Origin of the sequence: Falsiroseomonas selenitidurans (assembly GCF_012103215.1) — a bacterium.
GTDB classification, from domain to species: Bacteria; Pseudomonadota; Alphaproteobacteria; order Acetobacterales; family Acetobacteraceae; genus Falsiroseomonas; species Falsiroseomonas selenitidurans.
On the sequence record NZ_JAAVNE010000050.1, the window covers coordinates 23,745 to 38,513 of the forward strand.

General features: G+C 71.5%; 18 protein-coding genes. 14 read left to right on the forward strand and 4 right to left on the reverse strand.

From position 1 onward, the window contains the following. Window positions 1-2: 2 nt before the first annotated feature. A complete protein-coding gene (locus tag HEQ75_RS22485; RefSeq protein WP_168034368.1) occupies window positions 3-1,082 on the reverse strand; it encodes a TRAP transporter substrate-binding protein in 1,080 nt (359 codons plus the stop codon). Window positions 1,083-1,278: 196 nt separating this feature from the next. Between HEQ75_RS22485 and HEQ75_RS22490 the strand changes: the two genes are divergently transcribed. The 7 genes from HEQ75_RS22490 to HEQ75_RS22520 all read left to right on the forward strand — a co-directional run bounded on the left by HEQ75_RS22490 (window position 1,279) and on the right by HEQ75_RS22520 (window position 7,340). Beyond that, on the forward strand, window positions 1,279-2,673 hold the full coding sequence (locus tag HEQ75_RS22490) for a dihydroorotase (RefSeq protein WP_168034369.1): 1,395 nt from the start codon (window positions 1,279-1,281) through the stop codon (window positions 2,671-2,673). Continuing rightward, on the forward strand, window positions 2,670-3,167 hold the full coding sequence (locus HEQ75_RS22495; RefSeq protein WP_168034370.1) for a GlcG/HbpS family heme-binding protein: 498 nt from the start codon (window positions 2,670-2,672) through the stop codon (window positions 3,165-3,167). The genes HEQ75_RS22490 and HEQ75_RS22495 overlap by 4 nt, the downstream gene beginning before the upstream one ends. Further along, entirely contained in the window at window positions 3,154-4,140 is a 987-nt protein-coding gene (locus tag HEQ75_RS22500) for a Bug family tripartite tricarboxylate transporter substrate binding protein (RefSeq protein WP_168034371.1), read from the forward strand. The genes HEQ75_RS22495 and HEQ75_RS22500 overlap by 14 nt, the downstream gene beginning before the upstream one ends. 193 nt (window positions 4,141-4,333) lie before the next feature. Beyond that, window positions 4,334-4,510 carry a hypothetical protein gene (locus HEQ75_RS22505; protein WP_168034372.1) on the forward strand — a complete coding sequence of 59 codons (177 nt, stop codon included), beginning with the start codon at window positions 4,334-4,336 and terminating at the stop codon, window positions 4,508-4,510. Next, window positions 4,507-5,454, forward strand: a complete 948-nt coding sequence (locus tag HEQ75_RS22510) for an N-carbamoyl-D-amino-acid hydrolase (RefSeq protein ID WP_209318710.1) — start codon at window positions 4,507-4,509, stop codon at window positions 5,452-5,454. The genes HEQ75_RS22505 and HEQ75_RS22510 overlap by 4 nt, the downstream gene beginning before the upstream one ends. An 83-nt stretch (window positions 5,455-5,537) precedes the next feature. Then, complete coding sequence (locus tag HEQ75_RS22515) at window positions 5,538-6,503, forward strand: N-carbamoyl-D-amino-acid hydrolase (RefSeq protein WP_168034373.1); 966 nt, start codon at window positions 5,538-5,540, stop codon at window positions 6,501-6,503. A gap of 78 nt (window positions 6,504-6,581) precedes the next feature. Next, window positions 6,582-7,340: an SH3 domain-containing protein gene (locus HEQ75_RS22520; RefSeq protein ID WP_168034374.1), complete on the forward strand. Its 759-nt coding sequence runs from the start codon at window positions 6,582-6,584 to the stop codon at window positions 7,338-7,340. Window positions 7,341-7,361: 21 nt separating this feature from the next. On the opposite strand, the gene HEQ75_RS22525 is transcribed toward HEQ75_RS22520, so the two are convergent. Together HEQ75_RS22525 and HEQ75_RS22530 are read right to left on the reverse strand one after the other, a co-directional pair. Further along, window positions 7,362-7,790: a tetratricopeptide repeat protein gene (locus tag HEQ75_RS22525; protein WP_168034375.1), complete on the reverse strand. Its 429-nt coding sequence runs from the start codon at window positions 7,788-7,790 to the stop codon at window positions 7,362-7,364. 2 nt (window positions 7,791-7,792) lie between these two features. After that, window positions 7,793-8,479: an aspartate/glutamate racemase family protein gene (locus HEQ75_RS22530; RefSeq protein ID WP_168034376.1), complete on the reverse strand. Its 687-nt coding sequence runs from the start codon at window positions 8,477-8,479 to the stop codon at window positions 7,793-7,795. 233 nt (window positions 8,480-8,712) lie between these two features. On the opposite strand from HEQ75_RS22530, the gene HEQ75_RS22535 reads away from it, so the two are divergent. The 4 genes from HEQ75_RS22535 to mtnA are packed head-to-tail and all read left to right on the forward strand — an operon-like array spanning window position 8,713 to window position 11,915. Then, complete coding sequence (locus HEQ75_RS22535; protein ID WP_168034377.1) at window positions 8,713-9,165, forward strand: DUF983 domain-containing protein; 453 nt, start codon at window positions 8,713-8,715, stop codon at window positions 9,163-9,165. Further along, complete coding sequence (locus tag HEQ75_RS22540; RefSeq protein ID WP_168034378.1) at window positions 9,155-9,649, forward strand: UPF0262 family protein; 495 nt, start codon at window positions 9,155-9,157, stop codon at window positions 9,647-9,649. Before HEQ75_RS22535 ends, HEQ75_RS22540 begins: the two co-directional genes overlap by 11 nt. Before the next feature lie 50 nt (window positions 9,650-9,699). Then, on the forward strand, window positions 9,700-10,830 hold the full coding sequence (locus HEQ75_RS22545; protein ID WP_168034379.1) for an Acg family FMN-binding oxidoreductase: 1,131 nt from the start codon (window positions 9,700-9,702) through the stop codon (window positions 10,828-10,830). Beyond that, window positions 10,827-11,915, forward strand: coding sequence for an S-methyl-5-thioribose-1-phosphate isomerase (gene mtnA / locus HEQ75_RS22550; RefSeq protein WP_168034380.1), 1,089 nt, complete (start codon window positions 10,827-10,829; stop codon window positions 11,913-11,915). Before HEQ75_RS22545 ends, mtnA begins: the two co-directional genes overlap by 4 nt. An 81-nt stretch (window positions 11,916-11,996) precedes the next feature. On the opposite strand, the gene HEQ75_RS22555 is transcribed toward mtnA, so the two are convergent. Further along, window positions 11,997-12,209, reverse strand: a complete 213-nt coding sequence (locus HEQ75_RS22555; protein ID WP_168034381.1) for a hypothetical protein — start codon at window positions 12,207-12,209, stop codon at window positions 11,997-11,999. Between the two features lie 224 nt (window positions 12,210-12,433). On the opposite strand from HEQ75_RS22555, the gene HEQ75_RS22560 reads away from it, so the two are divergent. The 3 genes from HEQ75_RS22560 to HEQ75_RS22570 are packed head-to-tail and all read left to right on the forward strand — an operon-like array spanning window position 12,434 to window position 14,672. Continuing rightward, a complete protein-coding gene (locus HEQ75_RS22560; protein WP_168034382.1) occupies window positions 12,434-13,264 on the forward strand; it encodes a transporter substrate-binding domain-containing protein in 831 nt (276 codons plus the stop codon). Window positions 13,265-13,304: 40 nt separating this feature from the next. Beyond that, a complete protein-coding gene (locus HEQ75_RS22565) occupies window positions 13,305-13,985 on the forward strand; it encodes an amino acid ABC transporter permease (protein WP_168034383.1) in 681 nt (226 codons plus the stop codon). A 12-nt stretch (window positions 13,986-13,997) separates the two neighbouring features. Beyond that, complete coding sequence (locus tag HEQ75_RS22570; RefSeq protein WP_168034384.1) at window positions 13,998-14,672, forward strand: amino acid ABC transporter permease; 675 nt, start codon at window positions 13,998-14,000, stop codon at window positions 14,670-14,672. The last annotated feature ends 97 nt before the right edge of the window (window positions 14,673-14,769 follow it).

The window sequence follows — 14,769 nt, forward strand, 5'->3', positions numbered from 1 at the left end:
GCTCAGCGCGGGCGGATGCTGGCGTGGTAGGGGGCCTCGCTGTAGCCCGACCAGGCGTCGAACTTCGCCTTGTAGGCCATGTAGCTGTCATGCACGCGCTTCGTCGTGGCATCGCGCGCCACGGCCTCCGCCAGCACCGAGTCGGTTTCCGTCCGCAGGCGGGCCACCACCTCCTCCGGCAGCGGGCCGGCGGTGACGCCGTGGTTCTTCAGCAGGTCGTCCATCGCCTCCGCATTGTTCTTCTGGCACCAGGCCTCGGAGATGACGTTGCAGGCGGCGACGGCGTTCTCCACGATCGCCTTAAGGTCGGCCGGCAGCCGCGCCCAGGCGGCCTTGTTGATGATGAGCTCGCTCGCCGTCGCGGTCTCGTGCCAGCCGGTCGTGTAGTAGTATTTGGCGACGCGCTGCAGGCCCAACTGTCGGTCCAGGAAGGGCCCGACGAACTCCGCCGCATCGATCACGCCACGCTCCAGCGCCGGAAAGATCTCGCCGCCCGGCAGCAGCCGCACATCGACGCCGAGCTTCTGGTAGACCCGGCCCGCAAGGCCCGGGATGCGCATCTTCAACCCGCGGAAGTCCTCCACCTTCTCGATCGGCTTGCGGAACCAGCCGGTCATCTGCACGCCGGTGTTGCCACACAGGAAGGGCACCAGGTTGAAGCGGTCATAGACCTCGCGCCACAGCTCCAGCCCGCCGCCATCATACATCCAGCCATTCAGCCCCTGGTAGTTCAGGCCGAAGGGCACGGCGGTGAAGTACTGCGCGGCGAAGGTCTTGCCGGTCCAGAAATAGGCGTTGGCGTAGTTCATCTCGACGATGCCGGAGGAGACGGCATCGAAGCCCTCGCCCGCCGGAATCAGCTCCCCCGCCCCGAAGAACTGGATGCGGATGCGGTTGTTCGACATCTTCTGGATGCGGTCGATCAGGTCCTTCGCGGAGCCGGGACCGGTCGAATAGAAGGCCGATTGCGGGCCGTAGAAGCTGGTCATGCGCCAGTTGAAGGTGGTCTGCGCGGTGGCGACGGCCGGCGCGGCCAGCACGCCCGCTCCGGCGGCGCTGGCGATCAGGTTGCGACGCTGCATCGGGCCTCTCCTGCTTGGGGTCGCAGCGGGGACAGCAATCGGCGTGCCATGCCTGGAATGTGGCCAAACCCGATTCGTCATCGCGTCGCCCGCCCGTTTCCCAAGCGTGCCGCCCGGATATAAGGCAGACAAGCCGGATTGGCGGCGGCGCCGGGCCGTCCTAGCGTGGCGCCACAAACCGAGAGAGTCCCGAAGCATGTCCGAGACCGCCGCCGAGCCCTTCGACCTTGTCCTGCGCGGTGCGGTGGTGCTGTCCGACCGCGTGCTGGCGGAGGGGTATGTCGCCATCCGGGGCGAGACCATCGCCGCCATCGGCGAAGGCGTGCCGCCGCCCTCGAAGGCCGTGGCGGATCATCGCGGCCGGCTGATCATGCCGGGCCTTGTGGACGGGCACATGCACACCTCCTCCTCCACCGGCTGGCCGGGGATCGAGGGCGCGACGATGACGGCGGCCGCCGGCGGCGTCACCACCGTCTGCGACATGCCCTACGACGTGCCGAACCCCGTCACCTCCGCCGCGATCTTCCAGGACAAGGTGGGCTGGGTGAACCGGCTGTCGCATGTCGACATGGCGCTCTACGCCACCATCCGGAAGGACGCGCCGACCGAGGATGTGGCGGCCCTGGCGGAAGCCGGCGCCAGCGCCTTCAAGGTCTCGACCTATGAGTACGACGCCCACCGCTTCCCGCGCATCGACCACCCGACCATGCTGGCCGCCTTCGCCGAGATGGCGAAGACCGGGCTGATGGTGGCGGTGCACAACGAGGACCAGGAGCTGGTGGTGAAGCTGAGCGAGGCCGCCAAGGCCGCCGGCAACACCAGCCCCATCTGGCACTGCCGCACCCGCCCGCCGCTGGCCGAGAGCATGGCGGACCTCGAGATCTTCGAGATGGCGCTGGAGACCGGCGCGCATGTGCACATCGCGCATTCCTCCATCGCGCGTGGCTTCGAACTGGCGGCGCTCTATCGCGGCATGGGGGCCAGGACCTCCGGCGAGGCCTGCATCCAGTACCTGTGCATGACGGAGGACGACATCGTCCGCCTGCAGGGCTTCGGCAAATGCAACCCGCCCTTCCGCTCGGCGGCGGAGGTGGAGCGCATGTGGGGCGCGCTGCAGGCCGGCACCATCGCCTATGTCTCCACCGACCATGCGCCCTGGCCGAAGCCGAAGAAGGAATACCATGGCGACATCTTCGCCATCGGCGCCGGGCTGACCGGCATGCAATCCTTCGCGCCGCTGATGTACACGCTGCTGGTCGAACGCGGCCTGCCGCCCAGCGTGATGGCGAGGATGTGCTCCGAGGACCCGGCGCGCTTCCATGGGCTGGACCCGCGCAAGGGCGGTATCCGAATCGGTGCGGATGCGGATTTCTGCATTCTGGAGACCGGCGACTTCGTCTTCGACGAGCGCATCATCAAGGACCGCGAGGATGCGCGCTGGTCGCCCTATCACGGCCGGGCGATGAAGGCGCGCGTCGCCGCCACGATCCTGCGCGGCGCCGAGATCTGGAACGGGACCGAGGTGAAGGCCCGCCCCGGCACCGGCCGCTTCGTCCCCCGCCAGCACCAGCGCAGCGCGCTCGGCGCATGAGCGGGCACGGCTACTATGTGAAGGCGCTGGCCGTCGACCTGACGCTGGCGGTCGCCGAGCACATCGCCGATGCGACGCTGGCCGCCGGCCGCCATGCCGGGCTGCTGCCGCTCACCGTCGTGGTGCTGGATGCCGGCGGCCATGTGGTGGTGCAGAAGCGGGAGGACGGGTCCGGCATCCTCCGCGCCGCCATCGCGCAGGGCAAGGCGCATGGCGCGCTCGGCATGGGCATCGGCAGCCGCGTCATCCGCGACCGTCTGCGCGACCGCCCCGCCTTCCAGTCGGCCATCGCCGCGGCCAGCGAGGGGCGCTTCATCCCGGTGCCCGGCGGCGTGCTGATCTGCCGCGCGGATGGTGCCGCCATCGGCGCCGTGGGTGTCTCGGGCGATGCCTCGGACAAGGACGAATATGCGGCCATCGCCGGCGTTCGGGCCGCCGGCATGGTCCCCCATCCCGAAACGCCCGCGGAGAACTGGCGCGATGCGGGACTTTGAGACCACACGACGCGGGGCGCTGGCCGCCGTCGCCGGGCTGCTGGCCACCCCGGCCCTGGCCCAGGCCTGGCCGGACCGGCCCATCCGCCTGGTCATCCCCTTCCCCGCCGGCGGCCCCACCGACGTCTATGCCCGCTTCTATGCGGAGCGGATGACGGCGGAACTCGGCCAGTCCGTGGTGACGGAGAATCGTGGCGGCGCCGGGGGGGCCATCGGCGCGATGGAGGTGGCGCGCGCCCGGCCGGACGGCAACACGCTGCTGTTCGGCACCGCCTCCACCCATGCGCTGTACAACCTGGTGACGCGCCAGCCGCAATATGACGCGGCGAAGGATTTCCAGGCGGTGGCGACGCTGGGCGGCGGGCCGCTCTGCTGGCTGGCGCATCCCGGCCAGCCCGGCACGCTGGCGGACTTCCTCGCCAAGGCACGCACCGCGCGGCCGCCGCTGGCCTATGGCTCGCCCGGCACCGGCACGCTGATGCACCTGGCGACCGAGATCCTGAAGCGTGAGGCCGGCGGGGTGGAGATCAACCACATCCCCTATCGCGGCGCCGCCCCGGCGATGAACGACCTGGTGGCGGGCACGCTGGCGCTGGCGGTCAACACGCTGGGCGCCGGCCTCGCGCTGCACCAGTCCGGCCGCGCACGGATGCTGGCCGTGGCCTCCGCCGCCCGCGCCCCGCAGGCGCCGGAGGTGCCGACGGCGGCCGAGGCGCTGGGCCGGCCGGGCTTCACCGCGGTGCTGTGGCACGCGGTCTTCGCGCCGCCCGGCCTGCCGCCCGCCGTGCTGGCAAGGCTTTCCGCCGCCACCAACGCGGCGCTGTCGGATGCCGCCTTCCGCACCCGGCTGAACGCCGCCGGCATCGAGCCCGCGGCGCCGGGCACGCCCGGATCGGCCGCTGCCTACATCGCCGCGGAACAGGCGCGCTACCGCCCGATCGTCGAGGCGATCCGGCCGGAACTGGACGCCTGAGCCGGCGGCTTGGCCAGGAGAGGCGGTTGCGGCTACAGCGACGCACCGCCTTCCCAGCCAGGGCCCCCCGATGAAGCAACCACCACCGCGCCGCCCGGGCGGCCAGCGCTGGATCAAGCGCCCGCCCCGCCCGTCCCGCCCGCATCTGCCCGGGCCGCCGCCGCGGGTCGGGCCGGGCAAGGTTCACCTTGCCATGGCGGTGGCCACGGGCCTGGCCACCGGCATCGTCGCCGCCATCCTCGGCCAGGTGGCCGGCGCCCGGCCGGGCGTTCCGGGCTTCCTCGCCGGCCTCGGCTTCTGCCTGGGCTTCATCCTGCTGTGGCGCGGCTTCGGCGGCACCCGGCAAGACATCAGGAACCTGTTCAAATGAGCCGTCTTCTGACCATCGCCGGCGCCCAGATGGGCCCGACCCAGCGCGCCGACAGCCGCGCGGCCACCCTCGACCGGCTGGTGGCGCTGCTGGAACAGGCGGCGGCGCGCGGGGCGCAGCTGGTGGTGTTCCCGGAACTCGCCTTCACCACCTTCTTCCCGCGCTGGCCGATGGAGCGCGACGCGCCGGAGCTGCTGGCGAGCTTCGAGCCCGCCATGCCGAACCCGGCGGTGCAGCCCCTGTTCGACCGCGCCCGCGCATTGGGCGTGGGTTTCTACATCGGCTATGCGGAGCTGACGCCCGAGGGCCGGCGTTTCAACAGCGCCATCACGGTGGGGCCGGACGGGCAGATCCTGTTCAAGTACCGCAAGATCCACCTGCCCGGCAGCGACCACGTCAAGGACGGCCAGAAGTACCAGCAGCTCGAGAAGATGTATTTCGAGTATGGCGACCTCGGCTTCCCCGTGGCGCGCGGGCCGCAGGCCTGGGGCCGGCCGGTGCTCGGCATGCTGGTCTGCAACGACCGGCGCTGGCCGGAAGGCTGGCGCTGCCTGGGCCTGCAGGGGGTGGAGCTGGTGATGGTGGGCTACAACTCCGCCGCCTACGACCCGAATGGCGGCGAGAGCGAAAGCGAGGAACTGCGCACCTTCCACTCCATCCTGGCCGCACAGTCCAACGCCTACATGAACGCCAGCTGGGCGATCGCGGTGGCGAAGGCGGGGGATGAGGATGGCGCGGGGCTGATAGGCGGATCCGTCATCGTCGATCCCAATGGCCAGGTGGTGGCGCAGGCCACGACCAAGGCGGATGAGGTGATCCTGGCGGAGATCGACCTGGACGCCTGCCGCCAGGGCAAGGAGAAGATGTTCAATTTTGCGGCGCATCGGCGGCCGCAGCATTACGGGCGGATCGTGCAGCAGGTGGGCGCGGTGGTGCCGGAGTAGGGCCTGCCCGGCGCAGCAGGGTCTGGCCACCCGGGCGCCGCTCTGGCAATCCCGGGGGGCAGCATCGCCGGAGCCTCGCCGCCATGTCCCGCCGCCTTGTCGTCGCCGCCGCCCAGATGGGCCCCATCCAGAAGGCCGAAGGCCGCGAGGTGGCGGTCGCCCGCATGGTCGGGCTGATGGAAAAGGCCGCGCGGCGCGGGGCGGAGGTGGTGGTCTTCCCGGAACTCGCGCTGACCACCTTCTTCCCGCGCTGGTACCATGAGGACCTTGCCGAGGCGGACCATTGGTACGAGCACGCCATGCCGTCCAACGCCACCGCCCCGCTGTTCGACGCGGCGCGGCGCCTGACCATCGGCTTCCACCTGGGCTATGCCGAGAAGACGCCGGACGGGCACCGCTTCAACACCGCGATCTATGTCCACCCCTCGGGCCAGGTGGCGCTGAAATACCGCAAGGTGCACCTGCCGGGGCACGCGGAATACGATCCGGTGCGCAAGGTCCAGCACCTGGAGAAGCGCTATTTCGAGCCGGGTGACCTCGGCTTCCCCGTGGTGCGCGCCCCGGTCGGCGGCGCCGGGCCCGTCAATATCGGCATGATGATCTGCAACGACCGCCGCTGGCCGGAATCCTGGCGCGTGCTCGGGCTGCAGCAGGTGGAGCTGGTGATGCTGGGCTACAACACGCCCAGCCTGAACATGGAAAACCGGGGCTTCGAGGCGCATCACCTGCGCGTCGCCCACAGCCATCTCTCGATCCAGGCCGGCTGCTACCAGAATGCCTGCTTCGGCGTCGGCGTCGCCAAGGCGGGCGACGAGGATGGGCACGAGCTGTTCGGCCATTCCATCATCGTCAACCCGCAGGGCGAGATCATGGCCATGGCGACCAGCTGGGGCGATGAGGTGATCACCGCCGAGTGCGACCTCGGCATGTGCGAACTCGGCCGCAACACGATCTTCAACTTCGCCCGCCACCGCCGGCCGGAGCATTACGGCCGCATCACCAGCCAGACCGGCAGCGAGCCGCCGGCCGTCTGGACCCCGGCGCCCTGATGCACGCCCTGCGCCCCGGCTGGCGGAGCCGCGGCGCACGCGGTAGGGTCCGGGCAGTCTCGACAAGGTTGTTTTCGCATGACTGAAGCCTCCACCTACCCGGTCCTCTACCGTGTCACGGCCACGACGGAGCTGCGGGACGGCCCGGGTCCGGACCAGAAGGCGATCCGCACCCTGCCGATCGACCAGGTGCTGGTGCTGGTGGGCGAGCCCGGCGAGGGCTGGCTGCATGTGGAGGCTCCCTCCGGCCAGAAGGGCTACGCGCCCGCCGGCCTGCTGCGCCGTCAGGTGGCTGGCGCCAAGGCGCCACAGCATGTCACGGAAACCTTCCCCTGGCGCAACGTGGAACGGGTGAACCGGGAGCCGAAGATGCTGCACCCGGCTTTCCGCGACCGCGCGCTGCGGACCGTGGCGCGGCTGAATGCGGAAGGCATCCCCTTCGGCATCTATGAGGGCATGCGCGGCCCCTGGCGGCAGAACCACCTCTACGCCTCCGGCCGCGGCCGGGTGGGGCGCATCCTCACCCCGGTGCGCGCCTTCGAGAGCCTGCACCAGTACGGGCTGGCGGCGGATTTCGTGCTCGCGCTGGAAGGCCGCTGGTCCTGGGATTCAGATGGCGGGCAGGCACATATGTGGGACCGTCTGCATGCCGTGGGCGCCGATGAGGGCCTGGTCTCCAAGCCCGGCGAGACGCCGCATCTGCAGCTGGCCGATGTCGACCTGGCGGATCTTCAGGCCGGCCGCCTGCCGCCGAACACCGACAAGGCCTGGACCTCCGCCTTCGCCTGGATGGTGGATAGCTGGGACGGCAAGCCGGCCGGCCCGAAGCTGAAATAGCCGCAACCGGCGGCGCGGCCTTCAGCGCGGCGCCGCCGCCAGCTCCCGCGCCAGGGTGGTGGCCTCGGCGCAGGTGCCGCAGCTGAAGGTCAGCTGCAGGTAGTTGGCCTCCGCCCGCCAGCGATCGCCCATCTCCAGATACAGGCTGCCCTGGTAGGCCAGGGCGGCCGGGTGGTTCGGACTTGCCGCCAGCGCCCGCAGATAGGCGTCCATCGCCAGTTCCGGGCGGCCCAGCCGGCGCTGCGCCAGGGCGATGTAGACCAGCACGTCCGGATCCTCCGGGTTGCGGGCCAGCACCGCTTGCAGCAGCGGCAGGCTCATGGCTTCCCGCCCGCCCTCCAGCAGCCGGACTGCCTCCGCCGTCTCCGGGTCGCCGGGCGGTTCGGGCAGCACCGCCGCGGCCGGCGCTGCCAGCAGGGCCAGCAGCAGGGCAAGGCCGGGGGCGCGCATGGCTATTCCGCCGCCTGCGCCAGGGGCTGCCGCGAGGCCTCCCGCGCCGCCAGCACCGCCTGCAGCGCCAGCGCCACCGCCGCCTGGCAGGGCTCGATCACCGGGATGCCGCAGGCCTGCTCCACCGCCGCGCGGTGCGCGGCCATGCCGGCGCAGCCCAGGATCACCGCCTCCGCCCCCATGGCCGCAATCCGCCGCCCGGCATCGACCAGCGCGGCGCGCGGCGCCTCGGCATCGGTCAGCACCTCCATCGGCAGGTTCAGCGGGATGTGGCCCAGCAGCCGGTCCTCCACCCCCATCGCCTGCAAGGCGCGGCGCTGCCGCGGCAGGGAGGGATCGCCGAAGGCGATGATGCCGAAGCGGTCGGCACGGGCGATCGTGGCCGCCACGGCGCTGCGCAGCACGCCGAACACCGGCGCCCTGGTGCTGATCCGCACCGCATCCACCCCGGGGTCGGACACGCAGGCGATGACATAGGCGGCGGCTTCCTCCCGCTCCACCGTCCGGCACAGCGGCTCCGCCACCCCGAACCAGTCGCGCCAGGTGATGATGGCGGGCGGGCCGGAATCGAGCCGCACCACCTCCACCCGCGGCAGGCCCGGCGCCTGGAAGCCGGCCAGCGCCGCGGCGATGCCGGCGGTGCAGCTGCGGCTGCTGTTCGGGTTGATCACCAGGATGCGGTCCGTCATCGCCAGCCCCCTTTGCGGTGCGGGCCGGCCGGCCCTCCATCGGGCCGGGCGCAACCCTCGCGCCACCTCGCGCATTGAGGCAGGATCGACGTGCCGGCGGCCCCGCGCAAGCCCGATCGCCGGGAAGCAAGCCTTGATCCGACGAGACCGGCGCGACATATTGCACCGCACAACGGCCGCGCAGGCCCCGGGGCGACTCCCCGGGCCGGCGACAAGGCCGGAAGGAACGCCACATGACACGCTGGGAGCCTGCCCGTCCGGCGGCCACCGCCGAAGCCCCCGCCACCTCGTTCTGGACCGCGCTCAGCCGCGGCGCGCGCAACCGCTGCCCGGTCTGCGGCCAGGGCAAGGTCTTCGCCGGCTACCTGCGGGTGGCCGAGGAATGCACCGTCTGCCACGCCCCGCTGGGCCGGCTGCGGGCGGATGACGCGCCGCCCTACTTCACCATCTTCATCGCCGGCCACCTGCTGTTCCCGCCCGTGTTGTGGGTCGAGAAGGCCTGGATGCCGCCGATGTGGCTGCACATGGTGGTCTGGCTGCCGGCCTTCACCATCGCCTGCATCCTGCTGCTGCGGCCCATCAAGGGTGCCACGGTGGGCTGGCTGGCGCGGCTCGGCTTCGATGGCACCGAGCATGACGGCGACCCGCTGCCGGCCCGACCGCCGCGTTCCGACCATGCCGGATAGCCCCGCCACCACCGCCGCGCGCGACCTGGTGCGGGTGGAACTGCCGGACGGCCACGCGCTGCTGCCCAGCCCCTATGCGGAAGCCGACCGCCGCCAGGCCGTGGCCGACCTGCTGGCCGGCAACCGCTTCCGCCCGGCGGGCCTCGGCCCCGGCCCCTTCGGCCTGGCCATCGCCGTGCGCGACGGCCGGCTGATGCTGGAGATCCGCGACGCGGCGGAGGCGCCGTTGCACGCCCTGGTGCTGGCGCTCGGCCCCTTCAGGCGGCTGATCAAGGACTACCACATGGTGGTCGAAAGCCACGAGAAAGCGGTGGCGGAAGGCGGATCCGAGGCGCGGATCCAGGCCATCGACATGGGCCGCCGCGGCCTGCACAACGAGGGCGCGACGCTGCTGACGGAACGACTCGCCGGCAAGGTGGAGATCGATTTCGAGACGGCGCGGCGCCTGTTCACCCTGGTCTGCGCGCTGCACCAGCGCATCTGAGCCGGCTGGCGGGGCTCCGCGGTCCGGATAGGGTCTGACGGAGGCTTTGCATGGCGGTCCGACGGGGTGAGCGGAGGGGGCTGCTGCGCGGCCTGGCCGGGGTGGCCGTGCTGGGGGCGGCGGGCAGCGCCGGCGCGCTGGCGCTGCGGCGCAGCCAGGCCGAGGATTACACCGAGGTGCTGGCGAACTGCCGCGGCCCCGCCGCCCCCGGCACGCCGCCGCCCCTGGCGCTGGTGCATCATGCGGTGATGGCGGCGAACAGCCACAACACCCAGCCCTGGCGCTTCGCGGTGACGGCGCAGGCCATCGAGATCCGCCCGGACAGCACGCGCCGCACCCCGGCCGTCGACCCGGACGACCACCACCTGCATGCCAGCCTGGGCTGCGCGCTGGAGAATCTGGTGCAGGCGGCCTCGGCGCATGGCGTGATGGCGACGGCGGAGGTGGCGGCGGACGGCACCGCCCGGGCCCTGCTGGAAGCCGCCCCGGTTTCGCCCGGCCCGCTGTTCCAGGCCATTCCCCGCCGGCAATCCACCCGCGCCGCCTTCGATGGGGGGCGCCTGGGGCCGGCGGAGCTGCGCGCCCTGTCCGTGGCGCGGCCGGAGGATGGGGTGGAGGTGCTGCTGATCGACGACCCGGCGCGGCGGGAGACGCTGCTCGACCTCGTCGTCGCCGGCAATGCCGCGCAGCTGCGCGATGCGGCCTTCGTGGCGGAACTGCTGGGCTGGATCCGCTTCAGCCATGCCGAGGCGGTGGCGACCCGGGACGGGCTGTTCACCGGCGCGTCGGGCAATCCGGTGGTGCCGGGGGCGCTGGGGCGGCGCCTGTTCCGGCAAGTCTTCACCCTGGAAGGGGAGACCGACCGCTATGTCCGCCAGATCCGCTCCTCCGCCGGGCTGGCCGTCTTCGTCGCCGATGCGGATCGGCCGGAGGGCTGGGTGCGGGCCGGGCGCTGTGCCCAGCGCTTCTGCCTGCAGGCCACCGCGCTCGGGCTGCGCACCGCCTGGGTGAACCAGCCGGTGGAAGTGCCGGGGCTGCGTGGCGCGCTGGCGGCCTGGCTCGGCGTGGCGCCGTTGCGGCCGAACCTGATCCTGCGCTTCGGCCGCGGGCCGGAACTGCCGGCCTCGCTGCGCCGACCGGTGGCCGCGGTGCTGGAAGCGGACTATATCGCCGCCCCATGAAGATCGACGGCACCCCCTATCGCAGCGTCTGGGTCGAGCCCTCCGACGGCTGGTCCATCCGCATTTTCGACCAGACGCAGTTGCCCTGGTCGCTGGAGATCCTGCGGCTGACGGAGCCCGGCCAGGTGGCGCACGCCATCCGCAGCATGCAGGTGCGCGGCGCGCCGCTGATCGGCGCGGTGGCCGCCTACGGGGTCGCGCTGGCGCTGCGCCAGGATGCCTCGACCGGGAACCTGGAGCGCGTGGTGGCGGCCCTCGGCGAAACCCGCCCAACCGCCATCAACCTGCGCTGGGCGCTGTCGCGCATGCGCGGCACGCTGCACAACCTGCCGGCCGATGCGCGCATCGCCGCGGCCTATGCCGAGGCGGCGGCGATCTGCGACGACGATGCCGAGACCTGCCGCCGCATCGGCGAGAACGGCCTGCCGCTGATCGAGGCCGCCAGCCAGGGCAAGGACCGGGTGAACATCCTGACCCACTGCAATGCCGGCTGGATCGCCACGGTGGATTGGGGCACGGCGCTGGCCCCCATCTACATGGCGCATGATGCCGGGCTGCCGGTGCATGTCTGGGTGGATGAGACGCGGCCGCGCAACCAGGGCGCGGCGCTGACGGCCTGGGAACTCGGCCGGCATGGCGTGCCCCACACCATCATCGCCGACAATGCCGGCGGCCACCTGATGCAGCACGGCCAGGTGGATCTGGTGATCGTGGGCACGGACCGGGTGACGCGCCAGGGCGACGTCGCCAACAAGATCGGCACCTACCTCAAGGCGCTGGCAGCGCGCGACAACGGTGTGCCGTTCTGGGTCGCCCTGCCGCATTCCACGCTGGACATGAGCGTGACGGACGGGGTGGCGGAGATCCCGATCGAGGAGCGGCCGGCGGCGGAGGTGACGGACCTCACCGGCCGCACCGCCGATGGCCGGATCGAGACCATCCGCGTGGCCGCCGCCGGCAGCGCCGCCGCCAACCCCGCCTTCGATGTGACGCCGGCCCGGCTGGTGACCGGGCTCATCACCGAGCGCGGGCGCTGCGCGGCCAGCGAGGCGGGCCTGCTCGGCCTCTATCCGGAGAAGGCCTGAGCACCGCCGGGCTGATGCCTGGCGCCATCGCGGGCAGCATGCCGCGATGGCGGCGGGCCTTGCTTCTCGAATCCGGGCTGCTCAGTTGATCTGGGAGCCGCCGCCGACGCGCTGGCCGCGCGGCTCCAGCATCCACAGCCCGACGACCAGCGCCAGCCCGCCGAAGCCGGCAAGGCCAGCCGCGGCCAGCAGCGAGACGCGGCCGGGCAGCGTGGCATCGCCGAGCACCAGCAGCACCGTGGCGAGGATGGCGAACAGGCCGACGCCGACCAGCAGGAGGGCGAAACGGGGCATGGGGAGATTCCAGTCAGTTCCGTACGGCATACTCCCTCTCTACGCGGCCGGCTTGGCCGCGCCGCGACGGGGAGAGGGCGCAATTGGGGCAATCCGCCGCGAATTGTGAAAATGTCTCCATGATTGCCGCGAATCACGGCAGGACTCGCGCCCCTGCGGTTGCGCCTTCGCGCCTGCAATGGGATCGTCCGCGGGGGAGACACCAACAATCGGGAGACTTCACCATGCGCCGCCTGCTCGCCGCATGCCTGTTCGGCATTGCCTTCTCGTCCTCCGCCATGGCCCAGGCGCCGCTGCGCTGCGCCGTGGACGGCACCTTCGCGCCGCACGCCTTCCCCACGCTGCAAGGCGGGGTGCAGGGCTTCAACATCGACCTGTTCCGCGAAGCCGCGAAGCGGATGGGCCGTGAACTGACCATCGACAGCGCCAGCTTCTCCGGCCTCATCCCCGCGATGAATGCCGGGCGCTACGATTTCCTCTGCGCGCCGACGACGGCGACGGCCGAGCGCGCGGAGAACATGCTGTTCACCGAGGGCTACCTCTACACCGCCTTCCAGTTCGGCATCCGCCGCGGCAGCACGCCGATCCGCGGCACGGACGACCTGCGCGGCAAGGCGATCAGCGTCAACAAGGGCAGCGCCTATGATGCCTGGGCGCAGGCCAATGCGGCGCGCTACGGCTTCACGGTGCAGACCTACGACACCCAGCCGGATGCGGTGCAGGCGGTGGTCTCCGGCCGCGCCTATGCCAACCTCGGCGGCAACACCGCGGTGCGCTACGCGGCCACCCGCACGCCGCAATTCATCGCCGACTTCACGCTGAACGAGACCCGCGCCCACTGGTCCGCCCCGCTGCCGCGCGGCGCCACGGAACTGCGCGTGCAGCTGGAGAATGCGCTGGAATGCATGAAGCAGGATGGCACCATCGCGCAGCTGTCGCAGAAGTGGTTCGGCATCGCGCCGGCGGCGGATGACGCGGAACGCACCGTGTTCCCGGGCACCGGCGTGCCGGGGCTGACCGGCTACGACCCGACGCCGCGCGCGCCGCGTTGCTGAAGCCCGCATTGCCGAAGACGAAAGGCGGCCGGGCCGGATCATGAACGGCTCGGACGGCTTCGCCTTCAACTTCCTGAATGCCAGGGTCGCGGCGCAATACGCGCCGATGATCCTGGAAGGGCTGGGCGTGACCATCCTGCTGGCGGCGCTCATCATCGCGGCCGGCCTGGTGGCCGGCCTGGCGCTGGCGGTGGTGCGGGCCTTCGGCGTGCGGCCGCTGAACTGGCTGATCATCTTCACGGTCGACCTGTTCCGCGCCCTGCCGCCGCTGGTCATCATCGTGCTGATCTATTTCGGCCTGCCGGCCGCCGGGCTTTCCATGTCCGGCTTCTGGGCCACCTGGCTGTCGCTGACCCTGGTGCTGATGGCCTTCGCCGAGGAGATCTTCTGGGCCGGCATCTCCGCCGTGCCGAAGGGGCAGTGGGAGGCGGGCCGCGCCATGGGCCTGCACTTCCTGCCGACGCTGCGGCTGGTGGTGCTGCCGCAGGCCATCCGCATCGCCATCCCGCCGCTGGTCAACCGCACCATCGCCATCACCAAGGGCACGGCGCTGGGCAGCGTGGTCGCCGTCTCCGAGATCCTCGGCGCGGCGCAATCCGGCATGGCCTTTTCCGGCAACCCGACGCCGCTGACGCTCGGCGCGCTGGCCTATCTGGTGCTGTTCCTGCCCGTGGTGATCGCCGGCCGCTGGATCGAGACGCGCTTCGCGTGGAAGCGATGAGGGGCGCGCCGCATGGCTGACTTCGTGCAGGCCTTCCTGAACGCGGAGATCGCGCTCGCCTCCTCGCACCTGCTGTGGATCGGGCTGGTGCAGACGCTGCTGCTGGCGCTGCTGACGGTGCCGCTGGGCGCGATGATGGGGCTGCTGCTGGCGGTGCTGTCCACGCGCAAGACGCGCTGGGTGCGCTGGCCGCTGGTGGGCTTCATCGACTTCTTCCGCGCCATCCCGCCACTGGTGCTGCTGATCTTCCTCTATGCCGGCCTGCCCTTCGGCGGCATCGACCTGGGCGCCTGGGGCGCGGTGGCGCTGGGCTTCCTGCTGAACACCGGCGCCTACTACGCTGAGATCCTGCGCGCCGGGATCGAGAGCGTGCCGCGCGGCCAGCCGGAAGCCGCGACCGCACTGGGCCTGCGGCGCTGGCAGGTGTGGATCTTCGTGGTGCTGCCGCAGGCGGTGCGCAACGTGCTGCCCGACCTCATCAGCAACACGCTGGAGGTGGTGAAGCTGACCTCCATCGCCAGCGTCGTGGCGCTGCCGGAGTTGCTGTACCAGGCGCGCCAGGCGCAGAGCATCACCTACAATGCCACGCCGATCCTGGTGGCGGCGGTGATCTATTTCCTTCTGCTTTGGCCCTGCGTGCGGCTGCTGTCGCGGCTCGAGAACCGGCAATTGGCAGGCCGGCGCTAGCAGCCTGTCGGATTTGTCACACGCGTTTTGCAGGCGAGGCGGCGATTGAGGTCAGGCGAGCCGCAGGCGGTGAAGCCTGCGGCAGTTGTAGGCGAGA